Here is a 21,651-nt window from a genome sequence, read left to right on the forward strand (position 1 = left end):
CGGCCTTTTTATCAACGCTTAAAGACTACTATCACCACAAGGATCGGCTAGGCTAATCACGCTATTTGCCGGCACACTACGGGTCAACCAGACATTACCCCCAATCACCGAGCCTTTGCCAATCACGATACGACCTAAAATCGTCGCCCCCGCATAAATCACCACATCATCCTCAACAATTGGGTGACGATCGAGTCCTTTATGCAAATTACCATGCTCATCGCTAGGGAAGCTCTTGGCACCTAAAGTCACTGCCTGATAAATCCGGACATTATTGCCGATAATAGCGGTTTCACCAATCACTACACCGGTACCGTGGTCAATAAAACAACCAGGGCCGATGGTTGCTCCAGGGTGAATATCAATGCCCGTGTGACTATGAGCCAATTCAGAGATAACCCGAGCGATGATTTTGACATCCAATTTGTATAGCTCATGCGCAATTCGGTGTGACACCATGGCATGCACACCAGGGTAGCAAAGTAACACCTCATCCACACTCGTGGCTGCCGGATCCCCCCGAAAAGCGGCGCGCACATCCTGATCCAATAAACCACGAATCTCGGGCAGCGTGGCCGCAAAACGCCGTACAATCTCTACCGCCTGCTCACGGATTTGCTCATGGTCCACGCCATTCTGCTGAAACTTTTGTAAAAACTCTAGACGCACCTGTGTCAGTAGTAAATTCAAGGCTTTACCGAGGGTATAACCCACGTAAAAATCCTCACTCTCCTGCACTAAGTCTTCAGGTCCTAGACGCATCGGAAATAAGGCGCCCGTTAGCGAATGCATCGCTTGCGCAATAACTTCGGGTGAAGGCAAGTGTCGGCCGCCCTTTTCCTCTAAACGATTTTGCTCTGTGCGCCATGCTTGGCGCTGCTCTTTGAGACCGCAGACTACATCATCGATCATAAAATCATGCGGAAAATCATTCATTGAGTCACACTTAAAAAATGGCATAAAAATCCCTCAGTAAAACGATGCCAATGCTGATTAGCGGCTGGCTTGTAGCAGTCGCGGATTTTCCCAACCGCCGCCTAAGGCACGAATTAATTCGACTTGGTTTAATAAACGGCTGGCACGTAGGTTTAATTGACGTATTTCGGCATTATAAGTACTGTTTTGTACCTGGGCAACACTTAGGTAATCGACTAAGCCGGCTTGATATTGATTCATCACAATGCTTAATGATTGACGCGATGCGGCTAGGGCACGCTGCTGCGCCTCCTGCTCACGCTCAAGATTAACCGCTGCGGTTAAGGCATTTTCCACTTCACGCATCGCCTCTAACACCGCTTGTCGGTAAGCTGCCACCTCGCTTTGATACGCTGCTTTGGCTGAATCGACAGCGGCCTGACGCGCACCGCCATCCAAAATACTTAAGACCAATTGCGGTCCGAGTGACCATACGTTGAGCGGCGAACGAATCCAGTCCGAGAAATGTGTTGCCTGGTAGCTGCCGTTAGCGGATAAATTTAAGCGCGGCAACCATGCCGATTGCGCCACCCCAATCTTGGCGTTGGCAGCTGCAACTCGGCGTTCAGCGGCTGCCACATCAGGTCGCGCCCGTAACAGCTCAGCTGGAATACCTACCGGCACCGAAATCATCTCGGGTAAATAATCCACCCTTTCAGCGATATGGAAACTGGAAGGCATTTGCCCCACCAACACAGCAATCATATTTTCATAGTGACGACGGTTGGTTTCGACAGCGATGGCATCAGAGCGTGCATTTTCTAATTGTGCCTCTGCCTGCACCACATCTGCATAAGCAACCACGCCCTGCTCATAACGATTACGGGTAATCGTTAAAGATTGCTCATAAGCTTGAATAATCTTACGCAGTAACTCACGCTCTAAATCGGTGCGACGTAGCTGGAAGTAGCTCTCCAGTAGCTGCACTTGCATGCTTAAACGAGCATCAGCTAAGGCAATCTCGGCCTCCTCTTCGGAAGCGGTGCTTGATTCTACCGAGCGCCTAATACTACCCCAAAGATCGGCTTCCCAGGACAAATTCGCCCCTAAGGAAAAGCGATTATTCGGGTCTTGCTCCGAACCACCGGCCCGCGTCACTGACGTCGTACTACCGACATTGGGGAACCAATCAGCCGTCGCGCTACGACGTTGAGCAATGGCTGCTTGATAGCGAGCCAACGCTTGCGCAATGCTCTGATTCTCCTGATTCAGCAATAGCATTAATTGATTTAATTCCGCATCCTTAAACAGCGTCCACCAATCACCGCGAATCCAAGCTTGGGTCGCTTTAAGTTCAATCCATTGTGCACTATTGACCGGTGCACCTTTGAAGGCGGATGCGGTAACGACTGCCGGCACCTCATAATCCGGTCCCACCGCACAGCCACTGACCGCACTCAGTGCGACCAGAGCTAGGATTAATCGCTTTAATCTCATGATTTACTCTCAATAACTTGCTGCCGCCTTGATAATTTACGCTTAAGCCAGTTAGCTAAATCATCTAGGTATAAATACACCACCGGGGTACTATAAAGGGTCAAAATTTGGCTCACCACTAAACCACCAATAATGGTTATACCGAGCGGCTGGCGCATTTCCACCCCGGCACCGGTGGCCAAAACTAAAGGCAAAGCGCCAAACAGTGCAGCAAAGGTGGTCATCAGAATCGGTCTAAAACGTACTAAGCAAGCCTCATAAATCACCTGCTCGGAACTGAGATTATCCTCTCTCTGTCGCTGCAAAGCAAAATCGATCATAATAATGGCATTTTTCTTCACAATACCGATCAATAAGAAAAGACCAATCAGAGCAATAATCGTAAACTCCATATTCACCATATTCAGTGCCAATAAGGCACCAAAACCAGCGGACGGTAAGGTGGATAAAATGGTCAAAGGATGAATATAGCTTTCATATAACATCCCAAGCAGCAAATAAAGTAATACAATCACTGCTAACAACATGATGGGTTGCTGTCGTTGCATTTTTTCAAAATCGGCAGCGGTGCCAGCAAACCCTGCTTGCACCAAGCGTGTAGGTAAATTGATTCGGATAAGCGCATCGTTAATCGCTGCGCGCGCCTGCTCCAAGCTCACTCCCTCAGCCAAAGCGAAACTTATCGAATCCGCTAACATCCCGTCCGACTGGTTCACGCGCAATGGCGCATTTGCCATGCTTAGGGTAGTAAAAGCGCTAATTGGGATCGCTCGCCCATCATTGCTCATCACCATCAAATCATCAAGCACAGTGGCATCTCGGGCATAGCGAGCATTTGCCCCCATCACCACATTATATTGATTCAGCTCTTCATAAATCACCGACACTTGACGTGAGGCATAGAGATTAGTTAAGGTGCTCGCCACCAGACGCATATCCACGCCGAGTCGCTGCGCCTTTTCCCGATCAATGTGCAACTCCAAACGGCTACCTTTATCCTCAGAGCCCTCAGACACATCGACCAACTCGGGTAATTCAAAAAAGGCTGCACGTACCTTAGCGGTCCATTCTCTAAGTGTAGGCAAATCACCTGCTTTTAATAAAAACTGATAATCACCGCTATCCTGACCACCCAAACCGCCACCACCCGGTATATCCTGTACGGCAAATAAGGACATGCTCGAACCAGGTATATGCGACAGTTTAGTGCGTAATTGATTAATGACTTCTTGAGCCGTTAACTCACGCTCTTCAAAAGGCACCAATTGAATCGTCATAAAACTGCTGGAACTGCCGCCACGACCACCGGCAAAACCACTCACCGTAGCGACATTCGGATCCGCCAAAATAATCCGTCGATACTCATCAAATTTAGGCTTCATCGTTTCAAAGGAGGTGCCCTCATCGACTCTGAACATGCCGCGAATCATACCGGTATCTTGCTGAGGAAAAAAGCCTTTGGGTACCGTCATAAATAGGTGCACATTTAAAATCACCACCAACACCAAGCTAAAAAATGTCACCGCACGCCAGCGTAGACTCCAAGCCAAGCTCCACCGATAAAAGCGAAATAGCAACTCATAAGGCTGCTCCAACATGCGCAGTAATCGCCTTGGCTTCTTTGCGGGTGCTGTGGCATGATGCAGCTCCTGGTCCGGACGTAACCAAAGCGCACATAACATGGGCACCAGCGTGAGCGAGACCACGAGTGAAACCAAGACAGCCACCGTCAGCGTCATCGCGAACTCATAAAAGAGTAGACCGACCATCTCATGAATCAGCAACAGGGGTAGAAATACGATCACCAGCGACAGGCTCATCGTCACCACAGTAAAAGCGACCTCCTTAGCGCCAGTTAATGCAGCCTCATAAGGCGCCAAGCCCTTTTCCATATGGCGCACAATATTTTCTACCACCACAATTGAGTCGTCCACCACAAAACCAGTGGCCACAATCAAAGCCATTAAGGAGATCGTATTGAGGGAAAAGCCCAAAAAATACATCACGATAAAAGAACCGAATAAGGAAATCGGCACCGATACCGCCGGAATCATCGTTATTCTGAGTTTTCTTAAAAAAACCAACACCACCAGTGCCACCAAGATCACCGCCAGCACCAAGGTCTTCTCAGCCTCATACAAGGTGGCACGAATACTAGAGGAGCGGTCTTGCGATACATTTAAATCCACTTGCGCTGGCATTAAGGCATTCAGCGCTGGCAATTGCTGCTTTATTGCATCAACGGTTTGAATAATATTGGCCGACTCTTCACGTCGAATAATCAGGTTAATGGCAGGTTGATGATCTAAAAAACCAAAGTTATACTCATTTTCGACAGAATCATAAACATGCGCCACATCCTTTAGGCGCACCGCCTGACCCTCGCGCCAGCGAATAATTAAATCTTGATAGTCTGCGGCTTTATGTAAAATACCATTAGCACTAATAAGCCAACGTAAATTTTTGTTTTCGATAAAGCCGCGCGGCTGAATTTGATTGGATTCGCTGATGGCTCGACTGACCTCATCCAGGGTGATGCCATAGCTAGTCAACTGCATCGGGTTTAAATCTACCCGTACCGCCGGCATGGAACTCCCACCAACACTGACCTCACCGACCCCCTCTACCTGCGCTACTTTTTGTGCAATTACCGTGGTCGCCAAATCATAGAGCTCACCCAAATTATGCGTCTCTGAAGTCAGTGTCAACACCATAATCGGACTAGAAGCAGGATTCATCTTACGATAGGTGGGTGGTGTACGCATATTGCTGGGTAGCAGATGTTGCGCTTTATTAATGGCAGCCTGCACCTCTCTTGCTGCATCGTTCACATCCTTACGCAACTCAAAGAGAATAATAATCTGTGTACTGCCCTCCTGACTGGTGGCGCTTAACACATCCACCCCGGCAATCGATCCTAAGGCACGCTGCAATGGCGTGGCCACGCTACTCGCCATGGTTTCTGGACTAGCGCCAGGCAAGCTCGCACGCACAAAAATCGCCGGCACCGAGAGATTGGGCAATGGCGCGACTGGTAAAGCCAGATAACTGACGATACCGCAAATCGCCACACTAATGGCTAATAATAAGGTGGCAACCGGTCGTTTAATAAACAGCGCTGATAAGTTCATACTCAGCCCTCGTTAGCGACAGTAGACTCAGGCCTCGCCTGTTGCTCATCATGCGTTCTGCCGCTAAGCAAACGGTCAAAATATAAGTACACGACCGGTGTCGTAAAGAGGGTCAACACTTGACTTAATAACAAGCCACCCACCATGGCTAAACCTAATGGTTGACGCAATTCCGCCCCCACACCGCTTGACAGCATCAGTGGAATGGCTGCAAACAAAGCCGCCAAGGTTGTCATTAAAATCGGTCTGAAGCGTAATAAGGCGGCCTGACGTACTGCTGCATAGGGTGATAAACCCTGTTCACGCTCAGCCGACAAGGCAAAATCCACCACCATAATGCCGTTTTTCTTAACCAAACCAATCAGCAAAATCACGCCGATAATGCCCACCATATCCAAATCCATACCGGCAACATTTAAGGCAATTAAGGCGCCAATCGTGGCTGAGGGTAGCGTCGATAAAATCGTAATGGGGTGAATATAGCTTTCATACAGCACCCCCAAAACAATATACATGGTAAAAACCGCCGCCAACAATAACCACAGATTATTTTTTTGAGCACTGACATAAGCCTCGGTGGTACCTTGTAAACGCATCTCAACCACCTCGGGCATAGCTATTTGCTGCGGTAGCGCTTGAATTTGTGGCAACACATCCGACAACGAATAATGCGCTTGTAAATTAAAAGAAATTAAGCTGGCATTAAACTGGTCAATCCGCTGCACTTCCAACGGGGTGTATGCCATTTCAACTTGGGCAATATCTGTCAGCCGAACTAAGCCATTAGTACCCTGAATAAACACATCGGCCAGCGACTGCGGATCCTGCGCAAAACTCGGCTCCACTTCCAACACCACGCGATATTGCGCTGCTTGGGTAAAGACCGTTGAAATCAAGCGCTGACCGAAGGCATTGTATAAGGCCTCATCCACCTGTGCCATCCGAACACCATAGTGAGCGGCGGCATCGCGATCTACCACCACTTTGGCTTCTAAGCCACGCATTTGGTAATTTTCAACCACATCTTGTAAACCCTCAATCTCACTAAGTGCCGACACAAAACTCGGCACCCACGCTCTCAGCTGCTCACTATCAATGGAGGAAAGGCTAAGCTGATATTGACTACGGGCCAGTTGTGTATCAATCGAAAGATCCTGATTAAGCTGCAAATACACCTTAATGCCTTCATAGTCTGCGGCTATCTGTTGCAACCTGTCCATGACTACGTGAGCACTATCGCGACCAGCATGAGATGTCAGCTCGATCTGTATACGGCCCGTATTCAAACTGACATTATTGCCGTCTACGCCGATAAAGGAGGTCACTGAAGCCACATCCTTATCTTGACTAAAAGCCTCTGCAATCGCCGTTTGTAATTCAGCCATTCGCTCAAAAGACACGGACTGATCGGCTTCCGTCATCACGACCATCAGACCAGTATCCTGCTGCGGGAAAAAGCCTTTGGGAATCCATACATACAGCGCCACCGTCATCACTAAGGTCGCGACAAACACCAATAGGGTCACTAACTGATGAGCTAAGACCTTATCCAGTAAATTAGCATAAGCCGCCATCAACCGATCAATTTGCTTAGCCAAGAAACGGCTTACAAAGCCCTCCTTAGGTGCATGCACAACTTCTGTGGAGTGATCACTAGCACCCGCCTCAACCATCGCCTTTTTAGCTGCGGGTTTCAGCATATAAGCACACATCATCGGTGTCAGCGTAAGCGACAGCACCAGTGAAATTAATATCGCCACTGACAGGGTGACCGCAAACTCTCTAAATAAGCGACCAATCACATCGCCCATAAAGAGCAGAGGAATAAGTACCGCAATTAATGAAAAGGTCAAGGCAATCAAGGTGAAACTAATTTCCTTAGCGCCCTTATAAGCGGCATTAAGCGGGGTTTCACCTTCCTCAATATGGCGCGCAATATTTTCAATCATCACAATGGCATCGTCCACCACAAAACCGGATGCGATGGTCAGCGCCATTAAAGTGAGGTTATTGAGGCTATAGCCTAAAAAGAACATGATCGCAAAGGTACCGATAATGGATAGCGGCACCACCACCGATGGGATAAAGGTTGCGCTTAAGGTACGTAAAAACACAAAGGTCACTAACACCACCAACAGTACGGCAAGCAGTAACTCTGTCTGTACATTGTTGATGGATTGACGGATGGATTCTGTACGGTCAGCCACCGCTTCTATCTGCACCGATTCCGGCATCGCTGCACGCAGTGAGGGTAATAGCTGTAACACCTCATCCACCACACTAATGACATTTGCATTAGGTTGGCGCTGAACATTAAGAAGAATCGCTTGCTTATCATCTAACCACGCAGCCTGACGTATATCCTCTGCATCCATCACCACCTTGGCTACCTGCTTTAAACGTAAAGGCGCATCATTAACATAGCTAATGATAAGATCTTCATACTCTTCCGGCGTATAGAGCTGACTATTGGTGTGAATGGTGGTTGAGCGACGTGGTCCGTTTAAGTTACCAGAGGGTTGATTAATATTCGCTGACGCAATTGCCGTACGCACATCACTTAAGGCTAAACCATTAGCCGCTAAAGCGACTGGATTAACCTGCACTCTAAAGGCCGGTTTTTGACCACCAGCAATACTGATCATTCCCACACCCGAAATTTGCGCAATCGTCTGCATAATTCGAGTTTCTACCAAATCCCGTACCTCATACAACGGTAAAGCATCGGAACTAATGGCTAAGGTAATGACTGGCGCATCCGCAGGATTCACCTTGTTATATACCGGCGGCATGGGCAAATCCTGCGGCAACAGATTCGAGGCCGCATTGATCGCCGCCTGCACTTCCTGCTCGGCCACCGCAATCGGTAGCGTCAAACTGAACTTGAGATTAATCACTGACGCGCCGGCCGCACTGGAGGAACTGATTTGCTGCAGACCCGCCATTTGCCCTAATTGACGCTCAAGCGGTGAGGTCACCAAGGCCTCCATGGTGGCAGGACTGGCCCCAGGATACAAGGTAGTCACCTGAATCGTCGGGTAGTCCACATCTGGTAATGCAGACACTGAGAGCCGTTGATAGGAAAAAATCCCCGTCAACAGCACCGCAATCATTAATAAGGTTGTCGCAATCGGACGACTGATAAAAATCGCTGATATACTCAATCGATTATCTCTACTTTAGATCCTGCACGTAAGCGATCTACGCCCTCAATCACGACGCGATCACCCTCTACCAAGCCTTCAAGTACTTGGGTATAAACACCTTCAACAATGCCACTTTGAATTTCCTGCCGCTGCACTGTCATATCCTCATTAATCAAGAACACAAAAGCCCCTTGGCGTCCGTGCTGAATGGCATCGGTTAACACACTGAGGCTATTGTCATAGCGCTGCGCATACAGCCACACATTCACAAATTGATTTGGAAATAAAGCATAATCCGCATTATCGAAGCGTGCCTTGACTTTTACCGTACCAGTGGCGGCGTCGATCTGATTATCCATCGACAGCAACGCACCCTGCTCAATAAATTGAGAAAAATTACGGTCATAGAGCTGCACCTCAAGCGGCTGTCCCTGATAAAACTTGGCTGCTACCTGCGGCACATATCGCTCTGAAATGGCAAACTCCACATCCATCGGTTGCGTTTGAGTAATTGTCACTAAGCCCTCGGTGGCGTTAGCCTGCACCAGATTTCCAATATCCACTTGTCGTAAACCCAGGCGCCCACTAATCGGCGCTTTCACCGTGGTGTACTCAAGCTCAATCTCAGCCTGATCGATTTGCGCCTGTAAACTGGCACGACTGGCTCTTAATTGCTTAACTTGGGCTGCTTGCGTATCCACCTGTTGACGGGCAATGGAGTTTTGCTTAAACAGGGTTTGATAGCGTCGTAAATCTGCCTCAGCATTGGCTAATTGTGCTTCATTTTGCTGATGCTGGGCACGTGTTTGCTGTAACTTTGCCTCAAATGGCCTGGGATCAATGGCAAACAACGCATCGCCTGCCTTGACCAGCGCCCCTTCTTCGAAAAACACCTGAGTTAATGGTCCGCTGACCTGACTGCGCACCACCACGGTTTCGGACGGCAAAGCGGTGCCAATCCCTCGAATCACATTATTCATGGTGCGCACTTCGGCAGCGACTGCCCTAACCTTTACCGTGCCAGCCCCAGGACCTCCTCTAACATTACCAACTGGACCCATCGCTGAAGGAGAAGGCGTAGAAGCTGTGTTATTGTCAGCCTGCTTATGGAAAAATAAAGCATATACCACAAACACGATCACGCCTAGCAACAGGAGCAGAACGAGCTGTTTGATAATACGCACTTTACCCGACTCCCTTTTGTTAAACGGCGCATCAGGCTCAGCTTGTACTTGCACTTGCTTCGGTGGCTGATTGTGCTGTACCGTCTCAGGTGGTTTTGTCACTCAAAAATCCTATCAAAAACAAAAAATTAAAAATTACAAAATGCGATTTTCAGGCTGATGGGTTTTGTCACCAGTTGCGGCTCAAGTCGCTCATTTAATTGGTATAAACGCACAAAGGTCACGTGCTTATTTGCGCTAATTTCTGGATAAATGCCACCGGATGCCGGCACCCAGACGCGTATTAACTGATACGGCTGCCCCCGCAAAGCGCGTTCAAAAACACCGCTAGGCGGTGTGGTCACATACTCTGGCTCGCGCGACGCACGAATAAAGTGTAGGAGACTATTGACCGCCTCGCTGAGTGGATTAAATGAAGCCACCCACTCATCCACCACCGCTTGGCGCTGCGCATGATCGCCCAACATCCAACCATGATACGCTGGGAATTCAGTGCTGGATAAGCCACCCGGCACCACATAACGGTTTTTGATTTTAGCAAGCCACTCGCAGTCACGCGCCGCTCGACCAATCTTGCCTGCGTCATGCAATTCTCGACTGACCCGATTTAAATCCACCAAGGCCGATTCGATCGCCACCAAATTAATATCAGGATAGCTGCGATAGGACTGTAAGGTCAGTTTTTGCTTATCCAACTCTTGCAATAAGGTATTACGCGCGTCGCCCCGCTCACATACCTCCATAATGTCGAACAACGCACCCAATAAGGCCTCATCGTTTTCAGGGCTACTCGCAAAATGCTTATGAAAAAAGGATAAGCGCTGAAAAAGAAACTCTAAACGCAAAAATGAGCGTATCTTCTCGCTGAATGGATACTCATATAAAATCACGACAATCCCTTATGTAATCGGTCCTTTTCGCTTAAGGCCAACCAGAGCTCGTGCTTTTCCTGCACTTGTTGACGTAGCCGAGGTAAGTCTACGCCGGCACCATTATCAATCACATCATCGGCATGCTGCAGTCTAAGCTGCCGTGGTGCTTGGCTGGCAATAATCCGCTTAATTTCATCTAAACTAAGTTGATCTCTTAATTGTACACGTGATATTTGCGTTGCTTCATCACAATCAATCACACAGATACGTTTAAACTGAGGACGATAGCGTGCGACTGACTCAATCAATAAGGGTATATCATAAACCACATAGGGGCTATCGGCCTGCGCTGCTTGTAAGCCCATCTGCTCCTGTACAATGGGATGCACAATGGCCTCTAAGCGCTGACGTGCCTCGGGGTCCTTAAACACCAAGTTGCGCATTAAGGCACGATTTAAGGCGCCATGCTGATCCAGCATCGCTGCGCCAAAGGCCGCCACAATGGCCTCAATGGCCGCACCACCAGCTGCCGTAGCAGCACGTGAAATGGCATCCGCATCAATCACTGCAATCCCATAGCCCCGTAATTGCTTAGTGACGGTTGATTTACCCGAACCAATACCCCCGGTAAGACCTACCTTATACTGAGCCATCTCTACCCCCTCAATCAGCTATATAAGCTACCCCACCACCATACAAAGTAAGCGGCTAACGACAAATAAGGACCAAATGCGATAGTTTCTACGCGCCTTTTAAACAGCAGTGTCTGAAAAAAAATCGCAACTAAGGCAATAACGCAGGCTAAGGCCACTAAATACAAGCAGACCATCATCTCAAACCAACACGCCAAGGCGGCCATAAATTTAATGTCACCCGCACCTAAGCTGCTACCGCAACGACGCTTAGCAAAGCTGCTACTGACTACCTGAACGATCTTAGCACAGCCGACGCAGAGCAAAACCATGAGTAAGCGCCATAAGATAATACCATCTGCGACTACATAGCTATAAGTCAAACCGAGTAAGGCAAAGAGCAACAAAATCACATCTGGCAAGATACGCAGCTTGAGATCCAACCACGCAAGACTAAGTAAAATAGCACTGAAAAACAAATAAAAGAAAGGCCACTGGGTCGCACTCAGTAGCGGCACGGTGCTCGCTAAAAATAGCAAAGGCACCCAATACACCGCATAACGCTTTTTATAAGGTCGCACCACCTGCCAATAAGGATCGCCCCGATAGCGCCGATAACAACTGAGTACATAATGCGGTAAAAGCCAATACAGCAAGCCAGCCATCAGAACACTAGCGATCACGAGCAGCAACATATGATTCTCCTTAAAGGAAAAAGCATAGTGCAAGCGCTGACCTTTTCACGCATACAGGATTTCTTTATCCACCTAACACGCCCATTACGCACAAAAAAAGCGAGTCGATCCTAAGAACACTCGCTCTAAACAGCTTGCTAAACCGCAGAAAAAAGACCATTAGGAATTAAAAACAATCACTGATGCCGGGCTCAAGCCCAGTGCCTCACCTCGTTGATAGCGTGCCTGTTGCTGAATTTGTTGGGGCACAAAAACATCTACCGCTTGTGCCTGCGCCTCATCTACCACATGCAGTCTGACCAAGGCGCCCAGATCTTGTACCTCTTCTAAACGACCTTGAAGCATCATGTCATCAGACACACCAGGTCGACTTAAGCGCCACTGGTGAGGACGCACATACGCTTTTGCTGGACCAGCTTGCACCCCTTGTTGTTGCTCCGCTGTCAATGGAGTCGTGAAGTCATTAAAACGCCATGCACCGTCCTCAATCACGCCCTCAAACACACTGGCCTCACCCAAAAACTCCGTCACAAACGCTGTTTGCGGCTGGTGATAGAGTGCGGAACCGCTACCCTCTTGCTCAATCACCCCGTGATTCATCAAGACAATATTATCGGAAATTTCCAAAGCCTCTTCCTGATCGTGGGTAACCAAAATACTCGTCACACCCAACTCATGATGCACCCGCCGTAGCCACTGACGTAATTCCTTACGTACCTTGGCATCCAAGGCGCCGAAGGGCTCATCCAACAGTAATAACTTAGGCTGTACGGCTAATGAGCGGGCTAAGGCAATGCGCTGTCTTTGACCACCAGAAAGCTGTGCGGGAAAGGCGTGTGCCAAATGCGGCAACTGCACCAAGTCTAACAGCTGCATCACACGCTCGCGAATTTCCTTTTTTGAAGGACGTTGACTGCGTGGTAAGACGCTAAGCCCAAAAGCCACATTATCAAAGACATTCATATGGCGAAACAAAGCATAATGCTGGAACATAAAACCGATATGGCGCTCTTGCACTGATTTATTTGTCACATCCTGGCCATCCAATAAGACCTGCCCACTATCGGCAAACTCTAAACCGGCAATAATTCGTAGCAGCGTCGTTTTACCACAACCCGACGGTCCCAATAAGGATACCAACTGACCGGTTTCCACCTGTAAATTAATATTTTTTAACGCGTGAAACGCACCAAAGCTTTTATTCAGATCTTTAATTTCGATACTCATACAGTCACCTTGTTTAATCCTAAATCAGGGGCTTTTTTTGTGCTGCGCTCTGCGCTTATTTTGTTAGTTGTGCAATCATCTCTTGCCACGATATCTGACTCGGCGCTTAGCACCACTTCGGCATCACGCCGCGCCGCTGCTGCTTGCTTATATTTACGCTGCTCCCACCAATTCAAAAGATGCTGCAAGAGCAGCGTGACAATCGCCAAAAATGCCAATAAACTAGCGGCGGCAAAGGCACCCACCGGATTGTAATCGTTATAAAGCACTTCAATATGTAAGGGTAAGGTATTGGTCAAGCCCCGAATATGGCCCGAGACCACCGAGACTGCACCGAACTCACCCATGGCCCTGGCATTGCTTAGGATGATGCCGTACAACAAGGCCCAACGAATATTCGGTAAAGTCACACGCCAAAACATTTGCCATGACGATGCGCCCAACACCAAGGCAGCCTGCTCTTCACTCGAGCCCTGACTTTGCATCAGCGGAATCAACTCCCGTGCGATAAAGGGGAAGGTCACAAACAAGGTCGCTATCACAATGCCCGGCACCGCAAAAATCACTTGAAAGCCAATGGACTCCAACCAACTACCCAAAACGCTGTAGCTACCGAACAGTAGAATAAACATCAAACCAGCAACCACGGGTGATACGGAAAATGGCAAATCCAAAAGCGTGGTCAGCCATTGCTTACCGCGGAAATCAAAGCGCGTCAACAACCATGCCATGGCCACCCCAAAAACCACATTAATCGGCACCACAATCGCTGCCGTCAACAGGGTTAATTTAATGGCCGCCATCGCATCCGGCTCGGTTAAGGAGGCAATATACAGCGCCCAGCCTTGACGAAAAGCCTCTACAAACACTGAAATCAGCGGAATCACTAACATCACGCCTAAAAAACTAAGCGCCAGTGCAATTAACAGCACTTTTAAAAAACGAGGTTCATCGATGGGTTTTTTATAACTTGTCTGCATCACTACAATCCCTAAGCTCTGGCCTCAAGGCGACGGCTGAGACGCCATTGCGTCGCATTAATAATAAATAAAATCACAAAAGCGATAATCAGCATAAACAAGGCCACGGCTGAAGCCCCTTGAATATCAAACATTTCTAATTTTGCAGTAATAATCACCGGCAAAATTTCCGATACCATAGGGATATTGCCGGCGATAAAAATAACCGAACCATATTCACCTGTGGCGCGCGCAAACATCATGCCACTACCCATTAATAAAGCGGGTGTGAGCTCCGGCAGAATAACGCGCCTAAAGGTAGTCCAACGATTCGCCCCCAAACTCGCTGCTGCCTCTTCCAGTTCGGGCTGTAGTTCTTCTAACACAGGCTGCACCGCACGCACAATAAAAGGCAAGCTCACAACCACCAAGGCCAAGAAAATACCAGCAGGGCTAAAGGCAATTTTTTGACTAAAGAACTGTCCCAACCAACCGTTAGGCGAGTACAAGGTGGCGAGCGCAATACCAGTCACCGCCGTAGGCAAGGCAAAAGGTAAGTCCACCAAAGCATTCATGATTGCTTTACCAGGAAACTCATAACGCACCAAGACCCAAGCCACTAAGGTACCGAAAAATACATTCGTGAGGGTGGCATAAAAGGATAAGCGCAAGCTCAAAAAGACCGCCGCTAACACACGCTCATCAGCAATGGTATTCACAAAAGCGGACCAGCCCATCCCGGCTGTCACCGTAATTAGAGCCGCAAAAGGCAACACTACTAACAAGGACAGGCAAAACACACTGATACCCAGACTCAAACCAAAGCCTGGCAATATCGATTTTTGTTTAAGTAAAAATTGCATCGTTCCGAATGTTATTGCATATATTCATAGCGAATGCGTTTAGCCCTTAAGCGAGAAGCGCTAAACGCATGGCAACTGATTCAATCTGAGTTAGGTATCGGCGCTGGCTTAGCGCTTATTCACTTCATCAAACACGCCACCGTCTGCAAAGTAGTTTTTCATAATGTCAGGCCAAGCTCCGAAAGTTTCTGTGGCACGGAAAGTATCTACTGCAGGAAAGCGTTCAGCGTACTTTTTAAGCACGGTCTCATCGCTTGGGCGCAGGTACAGCGAAGCCGCTAATTCTTGCGCTGGCTCACTCCATAAGTAGTCCAAATACTCCTTAGCCACCGCTTGGGAACCCTTACGTTCAGCGACAGTATCGACAATAGCCACTGGGTTTTCAGCCTTAATCGAGTACTTAGGATAAATCACTTCAAACTGATCCTTACCGAACTCATTGGCTGCCATATACGCTTCATTTTCAAAGGTTAATAGCACATCACCAATGCCACGCTGGATAAAGGTTGTGGTCGCCGCACGACCGCCATTTTCTAGAATAGATACATTTTTCAAAATACCACGGGCTAATTCCTTGGCCTTTTCCTGATCGCCATTATGCTCTTTTAACGCAGCACCATAAAAGGCTAAGAAGGCATAACGTCCGTTACCCGTGATCTTAGGATTCGCAATCACAATATCTACGCCGTCTTTGCTCAAATCGTCCCAGTCCTGAATCTGTTTAGGATTGCCTTTGCGCACCAAAATCACCGTCAAACTGGTAAAGGGCACTGCGTTATCAGGAAACTCCTGCTCCCAATCTGCCTTAATCAAGCCTTTATCCACCAACAGTTGAATATCTGAGCTCTGATTCATGGTCACCACATCAGCTAATAAACCATTTGCCACGCTTAAGGCCTGCTTAGAAGAAGCGGCATGTGACTGCTGAATTTGGAATTTCTTACCGTCATGCTTAGCGGCATAGTCCTCCAAAAATAATGGATTGAATTCCTTATAAAAATCACGCATCACATCATACGATACGTTTAAAAAGCTCCCACGAGCGTCCTGCGCTTGTGCTACACCGAAGCTCGCAGAGGCAGCCACCGTAGCAATTAGGGTAGACTGAAGTAATGAAGAGAAAAAGCGTTTAGATAATTTCATAATGTTCCAAGTCGATAAGTTAAAGTCTTTGTCCTTAATAAGACGACGTATGAAAAACTATACCCCTTTCTCTTTATAATTAAAAATGATAGTTTTTAATATTAATATTACTTTTAGTTATATAGAAAAAGTATGTAGTGCGATTAACACAGCTAATAAAGCCATTGCGCACGATCAAAAACGCCCTGTATCACTAACAATACAGGGCGCCATTAGCTCTATAATTCAAACTTAAACTACACCGGCCTCACTCGCTTGTGCGTCAGCATGATAGGAAGAACGCACCATAGCTCCCACCGCAGCATGGGTGAAACCCATTTTGTATGCTTCCGCCTCCAGCCAAGCAAATTCATCAGGGTGCATATAGCGCTCCACTGGTAAATGATGCTCGGAAGGGGCCAGATACTGACCAATTGTGATCATATCCACATCATGTGCGCGCATATCACGCATCACGTCCAAAATCTCTTCGTCCGTTTCACCTAAGCCAACCATAATGCCTGACTTCGTCGGAATACCGGGATAGAGGCGTTTAAAGTCCTGCAATAGTTTGAGCGAGTGCGCATAATCGGCGCCCGGGCGTGCCTGCTTATAAAGACGCGGCACGGTCTCCAAGTTATGGTTCATCACATCTGGTAGGCCATCCGCAAAAATGCTCAAGGCCTTGTCCAGGCGACCACGAAAATCAGGCACTAACACTTCAACCTGCGTACGCGGTGAACGACTACGCACCTCATTAATACAGTTAACAAAATGCTGCGCCCCGCCGTCACGCAAATCATCACGGTCGACCGAGGTAATCACCACATAGCTTAAACGCATTAAGGCGATAGACTCGGCCAGATTTGCTGGCTCCTGCTCATCTAAGGGATCAGGGCGACCATGACCGACATCACAGAATGGACAACGACGTGTACACTTATCCCCCATAATCATAAAGGTAGCCGTACCCATACCAAAGCACTCGCCAATATTAGGACAAGAAGCCTCTTCGCACACCGTCACCATATTATTCTCACGTAGAATTTTTTTAATATGATTAAACTGAGAATTCGCTGGTGCCGCTTTTACACGGATCCATGACGGCTTCTTAAGCGGTTCCCGTTGCACCACCTTGACTGGAATGCGAGATACCTTATCAAAGGCTTTTTGCTTCTTACTCGCATCATAAGCCTCGTCTTTTGCAATAGTTTTTAACTGACTGTCCACTCTATTTCCTCTATTTCAGAACGATCCGCTGCGCCCTGTCCGCTCAACTTGAGTTTGCTCACTAAAATGTGCTGCAATTCAGCCACCACTTTATCAGAAACCGCCTGTACCGTCGCCTTTATCCCTAAGCTTTTCATGTCGATTGTACGTAAGCCCTCATAACCACAGGGATTAATGCCAAGAAAGGGATCCAAATCCATCGCAACATTAATGGCTAAACCGTGATAGGTACAACCATTGCTAATTTTAACGCCCAGCGCAGCAATCTTGGCTAAGTCATCAGCAGCGGCCCCTGCCATCGGCACATACACGCCCGGCGCTTTTTCCTTGCGGCAGGCATTAGTAATACCAAAATGCGCTAGGGTAGCAATAATCGCATCCTCCAAACATGCCACATATTCTTTAGCATACATTTGATAGCGACTCAGCTGTAATAAGGGATATACCACCACCTGTCCAGGTCCGTGATAGGTTACCTGACCACCACGATTACAACGTACAATAGGAATTTGCTTTGCGTTTAAAATATGCTCTGGCTTAGCGGCTTGCCCTAAGGTATAAACCGGCTCATGTTCGACTTGCCAGATCTCATCAGCGGTATCAGCAGCACGGGCGGCGGTAAATTGCTGCATTGCCTGCCAAATGGGCTCATACGCTGAGAGACCTTCGAATTGCTTAATTTTTATCATCTTTGTGATTAAACTGCCTCGCGAGCTCAAATGCCATTATTTAAAGTACCGCCTTGACCAATTCGTGACCATGCAAGGCACGATAAATATTATCCAACTGCTCTCGCGATTCCACATACACCGTTACCGTCAAGCCCACATAATTCCCCTTGCTACTCTCACGAATCTCAATCGTCTCGTGATCAAAGCTGGGGTCATGCGCCAGAATAAGTGGCACTAGCATATCGATGATCTCTGGATGGTTAACACTCATGACTTTAATTGGAAAGTCACAAGGGTATTCGATTAACGAGTCTTCTTTTGAAATTTCTGTCATCATCTTCTCTCACAACTAAAGGGCTGCCAACACCTGGTTATACGCCTGTTTTAATTGCTTATAGATGGGACCAACTGCGCCATTTGCAATAGGCTCACCGTCTAGCTCCACAATCGGCAGAATCTCCTTGGTGGCGGAAGACAAAAAGAGCTCATCAGCCGCTACTACTTCGGCTTTGCTAATGGCACGCAGCTCAAAGGGAATGCCTTCGGCACGGCACAATTCCTCGATTAAACCGTAGCGAATACCCTCTAACACGAGATTATCCTTTTGAGGGCCCAACACCTTGCCGTTTTTAACGACCCAGACATTTGAGGAAGAGGCTTCAGATAAATTACCGTCACGGAATTGAATCACATCATCCACCCCGCGATCCACGGCGTATTGCTTAGAAAGTACGTTGCCCAACAATGACACGGACTTAATATCGCAATGCAACCAACGCATATCCACCATGCTAACGGTGCGCAACCCCTGATTAATCTCCTGAGCCTTAGGGGCCAAACGCGGCGCACTCATCAAAAAGATGGTTGGCTTCACTGGCGGATTAGGAAAAGGATGATCACGTTTTGCCACGCCGCGCGTGACTTGTAGATACACCAAGGAATTTTCCCAAGGCGCGCGTTCTGCCATTAAAGTCATCAAATGCTGCCAATCCTCAGCCGTATTTGAGGTATACAAGGCGATTTTATCCAAGCTGCGCATCAAACGAGCAACGTGCTGCTCCAGCCTAAAGGGCTTACGCCGATACACCGGCACCACTTCATAAATGCCGTCACCAAAAATAAAGCCTCTATCAAGCACCGAAATTTTGGCCTCACTTAAGGGCACAAAATCGCCATTTAAATACACATCAACGTCTTCTGTCACGCCGGGAATTAATGCTTCTATCATTTGCTTACTCTATTTAAAAGGCTCTCCTAAAAAGAGCTCATCAATTTATCCCAAAGACGACCAAAGAAACTGGCTTGCTCCACCGGCTCAATCACAACTAAAGGATCCTGCTTAAGAATATGACCATCTAACACAAACTGCACCATACCGACTTGTTGACCTGCAGCTAACGGCGCCACCAACTTGCCGCTAAGCTGAGTCATGGACTGCACCTGATTCTCACGACCGCGCGGCACAGTGACGGCCACTTTATTTTTAGCGCCTAATTTAACCGTTTTGCTCTTAGCCTCCCAGACCCGCGGCTGAATCACTTCTGCACCGGCAGCGGCCACCTCACGTACCACAAAATTTGCATAACCCCAATCTAATAGCGCCTGGTTTGCACGTTCACGCGCAGCCTGGCTAGGCGCACCGATCACCACCGCTAGCAATCGACGACCATCACGCACCGCCGTAGTAATCAAGCTATAGCCGGCTGAGCTAGTATGACCGGTTTTTAAACCATCCACCCCCAGATTTCTACGCAATAAGCCGTTACGGTTATGCTGTCTGATATTGTTGTAGGTATATTCCAACTGACTGAAGTAGTGATAATAATCGGGGTGATCGAGGATAATGTGCTGCGCTAATACCGACATATCACGAGCGGTGGTAAAGGTACGCTCAGATGGCAAACCGGTGGGATCGCCATAGCTGGTATTAGGCATACCAAAATCTCGCGCCCGCTGATTCATCTGATCAACAAAGACATTAAGCGTACCGCCCACCGTTTGCGCCAACAAAATACTGGCATCATTACCCGATTGCACGACCATACCTTGGACTAAGTCACTGATTTTAACCGGGGTATTGACCTCAATAAACATCCGAGAGCCCTCGGCTGCACGCGCTTCAGGCGTCACTATCACCGTTTGATCCAAAGCGATACGACGCTTGTCTAAGGCATCAAACACCAAACTAGCGGTCATCAACTTAGTTAAAGAGGCTGGCTCCACCCGCATATCCGGATCTTTTTCGGCTAGAATCTGCCCCGTATCCACATCCATCAATAACCAGCTTTTAGCATCAATTTCCGGCTGTGCAATATTTGAAAAGCTCACTACTGTCGGCGTTTCCGGCGTAGTCGGCACAATAGATGACACATGCGCCGGCGCTGCGCTTTCCTGTGACACCGGCTGCAACAGCATCTGTCCATCACCAGATTCAGTTTTAGCACCGGAGAATAGTTTGTAGCTGCCGACACCTACTAAAAGCAGTAGCAGTAAAATCAGTAATTTTTTTAACATCGTTGTCACTCTATATCGCAGAATAATAAATGATCGCTATTGTAAAACTATAACAGCTCAAGGCCTTTAAGGTAGAGCGCTAATTGCTTACGAAGTTCAATTAAGGCGCCATGGAAAAAATGCCCAACCCCGGGTAATACCGTCACCGCCTGCTTTTTTTCAGCAAGCCAAGTAAAGGCATCTGCCAATGGAATCACCTCATCGGCTTCCCCATGAATGACAAAGGTATTTTCCGGCAAATCAACCTCTCGATAACTGAAGCGCCATACGCCTACCCCCGCAAGCACTAAGGCGGCGGGCATTGTTAAAGCAGCAGGGGCGGCAGCCGTGGCTACTAAGTCTTCAATTTCCTGATGCAATTGTGCAGCCACTGCGGAACCGAATGAGAAACCACCAAGCACCCATGGCAATTCAGCAAATTGGGGATGTTCAGCTAAAAACTGCTGCACCACCGCCAACATATCCTGTGTCTCACCGCGGGCCTCATCAAAACTTCCCTCGGACTTACCTACACCTCTAAAATTAGGGCGCAGCACCACATAGCCATGACTAACTAATAAGCGCGACATGGTAGTAATCACCTTGTTATCGCGCGTCCCATCAAATAAAGGATGTGGGTGCAATATCATGGCCCAGGCTTTGGGCTCGGTCCTCGGGTAATCAATGGCGACATCCAAAGCGCCTACTTCACCCTGATATAACTTAATCTCTTGCGACACAGTCTAAATCCTTTAACATCAACATAAGGTGCGGCTCTCAAACTGCCTAGGGCAACGCCTCAATACTAATATCGCGCGGCTTATATTCCACCACACGTGCAGAGCCGGAGCTGATTTTCAACTCACTCGGTTTAAAGCCCAACCAACCTGCACCCAAGGCATAAACTAAGAGATTGGCTAGGAGAAGTATGATAAAAAGAGTTCGCATCGTGCTTTTTACGCTATGGTCTTTGATGGCTAAATCCTAGCTACTTTGAGCATGCTCCAACCAAGG

At 48.0% G+C, this 21,651-nt stretch carries 19 protein-coding genes; all 19 read right to left on the bottom strand.

Going from position 1 to position 21,651, the window contains the following annotated elements:
- Positions 1 to 18: 18 nt before the first annotated feature.
- A complete protein-coding gene (gene epsC, locus A3GA_RS0103125) occupies positions 19 to 936 on the bottom strand; it encodes a serine O-acetyltransferase EpsC (RefSeq protein WP_018025930.1) in 918 nt (305 codons plus the stop codon).
- A 57-nt stretch (positions 937 to 993) separates the two neighbouring features.
- Positions 994 to 2,412, bottom strand: a complete 1,419-nt coding sequence (locus tag A3GA_RS0103130) for an efflux transporter outer membrane subunit (RefSeq protein ID WP_018025931.1) — start codon at positions 2,410 to 2,412, stop codon at positions 994 to 996.
- On the bottom strand, positions 2,409 to 5,543 hold the full coding sequence (locus tag A3GA_RS0103135) for an efflux RND transporter permease subunit (protein WP_018025932.1): 3,135 nt from the start codon (positions 5,541 to 5,543) through the stop codon (positions 2,409 to 2,411). The genes A3GA_RS0103130 and A3GA_RS0103135 overlap by 4 nt, the downstream gene beginning before the upstream one ends.
- Before the next feature lie 2 nt (positions 5,544 to 5,545).
- Complete coding sequence (locus tag A3GA_RS0103140; RefSeq protein ID WP_018025933.1) at positions 5,546 to 8,707, bottom strand: efflux RND transporter permease subunit; 3,162 nt, start codon at positions 8,705 to 8,707, stop codon at positions 5,546 to 5,548.
- Positions 8,704 to 9,975 carry an efflux RND transporter periplasmic adaptor subunit gene (locus tag A3GA_RS0103145; RefSeq protein WP_018025934.1) on the bottom strand — a complete coding sequence of 424 codons (1,272 nt, stop codon included), beginning with the start codon at positions 9,973 to 9,975 and terminating at the stop codon, positions 8,704 to 8,706. Before A3GA_RS0103145 ends, A3GA_RS0103140 begins: the two co-directional genes overlap by 4 nt.
- Positions 9,976 to 10,001: 26 nt before the next feature.
- On the bottom strand, positions 10,002 to 10,763 hold the full coding sequence (zapD, locus tag A3GA_RS0103150; protein WP_018025935.1) for a cell division protein ZapD: 762 nt from the start codon (positions 10,761 to 10,763) through the stop codon (positions 10,002 to 10,004).
- The gene (coaE, locus tag A3GA_RS0103155; protein WP_018025936.1) at positions 10,760 to 11,398 is read right to left on the bottom strand and encodes a dephospho-CoA kinase; all 639 of its coding nucleotides are present in this window, start codon (positions 11,396 to 11,398) and stop codon (positions 10,760 to 10,762) included. The genes zapD and coaE overlap by 4 nt, the downstream gene beginning before the upstream one ends.
- Positions 11,399 to 11,412: 14 nt before the next feature.
- Positions 11,413 to 12,072: a prepilin peptidase gene (locus tag A3GA_RS0103160; RefSeq protein ID WP_018025937.1), complete on the bottom strand. Its 660-nt coding sequence runs from the start codon at positions 12,070 to 12,072 to the stop codon at positions 11,413 to 11,415.
- A gap of 159 nt (positions 12,073 to 12,231) precedes the next feature.
- Positions 12,232 to 13,299: a sulfate/molybdate ABC transporter ATP-binding protein gene (locus A3GA_RS0103165; RefSeq protein ID WP_018025938.1), complete on the bottom strand. Its 1,068-nt coding sequence runs from the start codon at positions 13,297 to 13,299 to the stop codon at positions 12,232 to 12,234.
- Positions 13,296 to 14,279, bottom strand: coding sequence for a sulfate ABC transporter permease subunit CysW (gene cysW / locus A3GA_RS0103170; RefSeq protein WP_018025939.1), 984 nt, complete (start codon positions 14,277 to 14,279; stop codon positions 13,296 to 13,298). The genes A3GA_RS0103165 and cysW overlap by 4 nt, the downstream gene beginning before the upstream one ends.
- Positions 14,280 to 14,290: 11 nt before the next feature.
- Positions 14,291 to 15,121 (bottom strand): sulfate ABC transporter permease subunit CysT, encoded by an 831-nt coding sequence (cysT, locus tag A3GA_RS0103175; RefSeq protein WP_018025940.1) that lies wholly within the window; start codon positions 15,119 to 15,121, stop codon positions 14,291 to 14,293.
- 108 nt (positions 15,122 to 15,229) lie between these two features.
- A complete protein-coding gene (locus A3GA_RS0103180; protein ID WP_018025941.1) occupies positions 15,230 to 16,264 on the bottom strand; it encodes a sulfate ABC transporter substrate-binding protein in 1,035 nt (344 codons plus the stop codon).
- Positions 16,265 to 16,495: 231 nt separating this feature from the next.
- Positions 16,496 to 17,473, bottom strand: coding sequence for a lipoyl synthase (gene lipA, locus A3GA_RS0103185; protein WP_018025942.1), 978 nt, complete (start codon positions 17,471 to 17,473; stop codon positions 16,496 to 16,498).
- Positions 17,458 to 18,162, bottom strand: coding sequence for a lipoyl(octanoyl) transferase LipB (gene lipB / locus A3GA_RS0103190; RefSeq protein WP_018025943.1), 705 nt, complete (start codon positions 18,160 to 18,162; stop codon positions 17,458 to 17,460). The genes lipA and lipB overlap by 16 nt, the downstream gene beginning before the upstream one ends.
- A gap of 40 nt (positions 18,163 to 18,202) precedes the next feature.
- Positions 18,203 to 18,478: an HP0495 family protein gene (locus tag A3GA_RS0103195; RefSeq protein ID WP_018025944.1), complete on the bottom strand. Its 276-nt coding sequence runs from the start codon at positions 18,476 to 18,478 to the stop codon at positions 18,203 to 18,205.
- A 15-nt stretch (positions 18,479 to 18,493) separates the two neighbouring features.
- On the bottom strand, positions 18,494 to 19,372 hold the full coding sequence (locus A3GA_RS0103200) for a D-amino acid aminotransferase (protein ID WP_018025945.1): 879 nt from the start codon (positions 19,370 to 19,372) through the stop codon (positions 18,494 to 18,496).
- A gap of 26 nt (positions 19,373 to 19,398) precedes the next feature.
- Complete coding sequence (locus A3GA_RS0103205) at positions 19,399 to 20,658, bottom strand: D-alanyl-D-alanine carboxypeptidase family protein (RefSeq protein WP_018025946.1); 1,260 nt, start codon at positions 20,656 to 20,658, stop codon at positions 19,399 to 19,401.
- Between the two features lie 47 nt (positions 20,659 to 20,705).
- Positions 20,706 to 21,377 carry an alpha/beta hydrolase gene (locus A3GA_RS0103210; protein WP_018025947.1) on the bottom strand — a complete coding sequence of 224 codons (672 nt, stop codon included), beginning with the start codon at positions 21,375 to 21,377 and terminating at the stop codon, positions 20,706 to 20,708.
- Positions 21,378 to 21,423: 46 nt separating this feature from the next.
- Positions 21,424 to 21,585 (bottom strand): hypothetical protein, encoded by a 162-nt coding sequence (locus tag A3GA_RS12255; RefSeq protein WP_018025948.1) that lies wholly within the window; start codon positions 21,583 to 21,585, stop codon positions 21,424 to 21,426.
- Between the last annotated feature and the right edge of the window lie 66 nt (positions 21,586 to 21,651).

The sequence above is a fragment of the Oligella urethralis DSM 7531 genome, from assembly GCF_000372065.1.
GTDB lineage: Bacteria > Pseudomonadota > Gammaproteobacteria > Burkholderiales > Burkholderiaceae_B > Oligella > Oligella urethralis.

Coding starts and splice junctions, on each gene's coding strand:
- coaE (WP_018025936.1), bottom strand. CDS start 11,398: ATGGCTCAGTATAAGGTAGGTCTTACCGGGGGTATTGGTTCGGGTAAA.
- epsC (WP_018025930.1), bottom strand. CDS start 936: ATGAATGATTTTCCGCATGATTTTATGATCGATGATGTAGTCTGCGGT.
- A3GA_RS0103160 (WP_018025937.1), bottom strand. CDS start 12,072: ATGTTGCTGCTCGTGATCGCTAGTGTTCTGATGGCTGGCTTGCTGTAT.
- A3GA_RS0103195 (WP_018025944.1), bottom strand. CDS start 18,478: ATGACAGAAATTTCAAAAGAAGACTCGTTAATCGAATACCCTTGTGAC.
- cysT (WP_018025940.1), bottom strand. CDS start 15,121: ATGCAATTTTTACTTAAACAAAAATCGATATTGCCAGGCTTTGGTTTG.
- A3GA_RS12255 (WP_018025948.1), bottom strand. CDS start 21,585: ATGCGAACTCTTTTTATCATACTTCTCCTAGCCAATCTCTTAGTTTAT.
- cysW (WP_018025939.1), bottom strand. CDS start 14,279: ATGCAGACAAGTTATAAAAAACCCATCGATGAACCTCGTTTTTTAAAA.
- A3GA_RS0103180 (WP_018025941.1), bottom strand. CDS start 16,264: ATGAAATTATCTAAACGCTTTTTCTCTTCATTACTTCAGTCTACCCTA.
- A3GA_RS0103135 (WP_018025932.1), bottom strand. CDS start 5,543: ATGAACTTATCAGCGCTGTTTATTAAACGACCGGTTGCCACCTTATTA.
- A3GA_RS0103205 (WP_018025946.1), bottom strand. CDS start 20,658: ATGTTAAAAAAATTACTGATTTTACTGCTACTGCTTTTAGTAGGTGTC.
- A3GA_RS0103130 (WP_018025931.1), bottom strand. CDS start 2,412: ATGAGATTAAAGCGATTAATCCTAGCTCTGGTCGCACTGAGTGCGGTC.
- A3GA_RS0103165 (WP_018025938.1), bottom strand. CDS start 13,299: ATGAGTATCGAAATTAAAGATCTGAATAAAAGCTTTGGTGCGTTTCAC.
- lipB (WP_018025943.1), bottom strand. CDS start 18,162: ATGATAAAAATTAAGCAATTCGAAGGTCTCTCAGCGTATGAGCCCATT.
- A3GA_RS0103200 (WP_018025945.1), bottom strand. CDS start 19,372: ATGATAGAAGCATTAATTCCCGGCGTGACAGAAGACGTTGATGTGTAT.